This window comes from Acidithiobacillus sp., from assembly GCF_023255755.1.
In the GTDB taxonomy this organism is placed as follows: domain Bacteria; phylum Pseudomonadota; class Gammaproteobacteria; order Acidithiobacillales; family Acidithiobacillaceae; genus Acidithiobacillus.
Genome location: NZ_JAGDVS010000047.1, coordinates 1 through 3,178, shown reverse-complemented (window position 1 = coordinate 3,178; position 3,178 = coordinate 1). Strand labels below are relative to the sequence as shown.

6 protein-coding genes are annotated in these 3,178 nt (G+C 59.8%); 5 read left to right on the top strand and 1 reads right to left on the bottom strand.

The window, feature by feature from the left end; all coding sequences use genetic code 11:
- Positions 1-187: 187 nt before the first annotated feature.
- On the top strand, positions 188-694 hold the full coding sequence (locus tag Q0C48_RS03370) for a 2'-5' RNA ligase family protein (RefSeq protein ID WP_291521543.1): 507 nt from the start codon (positions 188-190) through the stop codon (positions 692-694).
- A 23-nt stretch (positions 695-717) separates the two neighbouring features.
- Here the strand turns inward: Q0C48_RS03370 and Q0C48_RS03365 are convergent, their stop codons facing one another.
- Positions 718-1,200, bottom strand: a complete 483-nt coding sequence (locus Q0C48_RS03365) for a histidine phosphatase family protein (protein WP_291521541.1) — start codon at positions 1,198-1,200, stop codon at positions 718-720.
- Positions 1,201-1,349: 149 nt separating this feature from the next.
- On the opposite strand from Q0C48_RS03365, the gene Q0C48_RS03360 reads away from it, so the two are divergent.
- The 4 genes from Q0C48_RS03360 to Q0C48_RS03345 all read left to right on the top strand — a co-directional run bounded on the left by Q0C48_RS03360 (position 1,350) and on the right by Q0C48_RS03345 (position 3,022).
- Positions 1,350-1,760 (top strand): SHOCT domain-containing protein, encoded by a 411-nt coding sequence (locus Q0C48_RS03360; protein WP_291521539.1) that lies wholly within the window; start codon positions 1,350-1,352, stop codon positions 1,758-1,760.
- Between the two features lie 37 nt (positions 1,761-1,797).
- Positions 1,798-2,052: a hypothetical protein gene (locus tag Q0C48_RS03355; protein WP_291521537.1), complete on the top strand. Its 255-nt coding sequence runs from the start codon at positions 1,798-1,800 to the stop codon at positions 2,050-2,052.
- 161 nt (positions 2,053-2,213) lie between these two features.
- The gene (locus tag Q0C48_RS03350) at positions 2,214-2,495 is read left to right on the top strand and encodes a type I restriction-modification system subunit M N-terminal domain-containing protein (RefSeq protein WP_291521536.1); all 282 of its coding nucleotides are present in this window, start codon (positions 2,214-2,216) and stop codon (positions 2,493-2,495) included.
- Positions 2,438-3,022: an N-6 DNA methylase gene (locus Q0C48_RS03345; protein WP_366936994.1), complete on the top strand. Its 585-nt coding sequence runs from the start codon at positions 2,438-2,440 to the stop codon at positions 3,020-3,022. The genes Q0C48_RS03350 and Q0C48_RS03345 overlap by 58 nt, the downstream gene beginning before the upstream one ends.
- Positions 3,023-3,178: the final 156 nt, after the last annotated feature.

Genomic DNA, 3,178 nt, shown 5'->3' with positions numbered 1-3,178 from the left:
CAGCCAGCTCCTGGAGCCCCGGCTCGTTATTATCGACGAGATTGGCCCCATCGAGGGGACGCCAACCCCTTCCGGGTGCGGGCCTACCGCAACGCCGCCCCATATGCAGCCGCCCTGGTCCGCCACCCGCAGGGCACATCCGGCGTAACGTCTTAGTTAGAAACCGAGTCTCAGGCCGGTTAGGGCGATGAGGGAACGGCGTTTTTTCTTTGCCGCATGGCCGTCGACCGACGTGCTTTCAGCCTTGCGCCTGCGCCTGGCTCAGTTCCGCCAACGGGACTGGCCGCCGGCCGGTCGCTGCGAACTCCCCCAGCGCTGGCATCTTACCCTTTTTTATTTGGGGGCGTCCGACCCTACCCGCTTGCAAAAACGTCTGGATGATTTATGGCCGGGGCCGTTCCCGATCACCCTCAGCTTCGATAGAATAGGGGCATTCAAGGACGGCCGGGTGCTATGGATCGGTGGTCAGGAGGTGCCGCCGGCATTGACGCAATGGCGGCGGGGATGGTTGGCGGAAGATGGCATCGAGGCAGATCCGTTTCTGCCCCATGTCACCCTGCTGCGGTCACCTCGTCCTTGGTCCTGGGAGGAAAAATCCATCGAACCCTTATGCTGGCCCCTGCAGGAATTGACGCTGGTGGCATCCAGCGGCGGACAGTACACCGTGCTGCGTCGCTGGCCAATGGTTTCTTGAAGTGCCGCCCTGGCCGTCTCGACTCAACGGTCTGCAAGACCAGCCAGCGCCTTGGGATGGGCGTACCAACGCAGCGCACCGCTCAAAGCGCCATCCTCATCCAGGTCAATCGCCAGCGCTGCTGCGGTCTTGATCGGCAGCACCGCACCAGCGAGGCGTTCGGCCCAGCTTCCCAGATGGGGCTGATGACCCACCAGGATCAAGACCTTGGGCTGAGGATCCAGGTTCTGCCAATCGCTGGCGAGGGCATCCAGATCACCCGCCGATATGGCGTCGTGCTCCCGAATCTTTTTGACCTTAAAGGCGTTAGCGAGGATATCGGCGGTCTGGCGGGCACGTGGCAAAGGGCTTGTCCAGATCACGACTTTCCCTGACACGCAAAGTCGCAATCCTTTCGCCATGCCCTTTACCACCGAACGCCCTGTGGCGGTCAGCTCCCGTTCATCATCAGAGGGCCGCAGCGTCGGGTCTTCCGCCTTACCATGTCGCACCAGTACGAGTTGCATAGTCTTTATTCCTCCCCAGCCAGAGCTGATGCGCCTGCGCGCTATAGGACGACTTTACCGGTTTGCATAATCCATTGCGAGGGATAGCGGAACAAAACCGAACTATACTTGCTTCGGGAAGCGTTGTTCCCGCGACAGGAGATCCGTTGATGAACCGTATAGATACATCACCGCGAAAAAAGGGAATCCGGATAGCCGCCACGGCGGGCTTCCTGATGGCGACGGCGCCCGCCTTGGCCTTGGCGCAGACCACCAACACGCCAGGCCCGGCGGTAGACTTTTATCCCGGCCCGGACATGATGGGGGGTTGGGGTCTCGGCATGATGGGTGCTTTTGGACTGTTTTGGGGATTGCTGTGCCTGCTGGCCCTCGTGGGGATTGTGGGCGGCATCCTGTTTCTGATCCGCGGGGCCTTTGCATGCCGACATCGCCATGGGTGCAGGAGCGGCCTGGCCGACAACGAAAAGGTCACCGCCCTCAAACTCCTGGACGAGCGCTATGCGCGCGGCGAGATCCAGCGTGATGAGTACCTTGAAAAGCGGGGGGATCTGGGAAAATGAGCGCATATAAGAGGTGGCGAGCAGTATGGGTGGTGGGATGGCTCGCGGTCCTGAGTGGTTGCGTGGTGGCACCTGGACCTGCCTATGTGCAGGGGCCGGTTCCTGGGGCCGTCGTCGTGCCTGGGCCGCCGCCCCCCCTGCCTGTGATAGTGGCTCCACCAGCTCCGGCAATGGGCATGGTATGGACGCCAGGGGCTTGGGTTTGGCGGGGGCAATGGATATGGGGGCCAGGGCGCTGGGTCTATCCACCCTATCCCTACGCCCGCTGGGTGCCGGACCGCTGGTGGCATAGCGATGGGCGCTGGTTCTGGGGCCGAGGCCACTGGATGAGGCGCTAGAGGGAAGCCGTCAGTGCCGGTGCCACTGACGGCGCATCATGGGGTCGCGTCGTCCTGTGCTTATTGTTATAGAACGCCGCACATAAACCCATCATTTTAGGTAAGTCTCCACCCCATGCCCCTCGAGAAATCCGAACTTTACGCCTCCCTCTGGAAAAGCTGTGACGAACTGCGCGGGGGCATGAGCGCCTCCCAGTACAAGGACTACGTGCTGGTCCTGCTCTTCGTCAAATACGTGTCGGACAAAGCCGAGCGCGATCCCTACTCCCTGCTGGAAGTGCCCTACGGCGGCTCTTTTTCGACCCGGTCCATGATCTCTACGGCCGTTTTGATGATGGTATTCCCCCGGCCAAAAATGGCGATTACGCCTTTCTGCTGCACATCCTCAAGTCCATGAAGAGCAGCGGCAAAGGGGCCGTCATTCTGCCCCACGGAGTCCTGTTCCGGGGCGGTTCACTCCGCCAAAGTGGATGCGCATCTGCGGCAGATGGGGTTCGTATGGAAGTGAATCCGGGATATAAGCTGACGGAGGTGGGGGTGATTCCGGAGGATTGGCGCGTCGGCACCATTGGACAGATCAACTGCACTAATGTCTGCGGTACAATCAGAGCTATTTCTGACGATACATTTTTTCTTTCTCGGGCATTGGCAGCCGTAGCTCGGAACTACGTTTCGCGCAATCTTGGCAACCCCGAGTTAATGAACGATATCGTAAAGAAAGTGGCTGTTACTATGCCATCTACCCTCCCCGAACAACACGCCATAGCCACCGCTCTGTCAGACGTAGGCACCCTGCTCACCAAACTCGACCAACTCATCGCCAAAAAGCGTGACATCATTACGGGAGGCAATGGAAATGCAGGAAAAAAGAAATGTCAAACGATTCGCCGCGCCAGGGTACGAAGAGGGCCACGACGCGGGTGACATTTTCGGCAGGTAGGCCGCTTTCACTTGTCCATTGACAGAAAGGAGCATCTTGGCATTTGACAAGTCACCTTCACGCCCTTTATGTCAATGGCGCCTTCGCAGCGAGAGCGGACGCTCGGGTGAAGCGCCGAACGTCTCTCATAACGTTCGCCG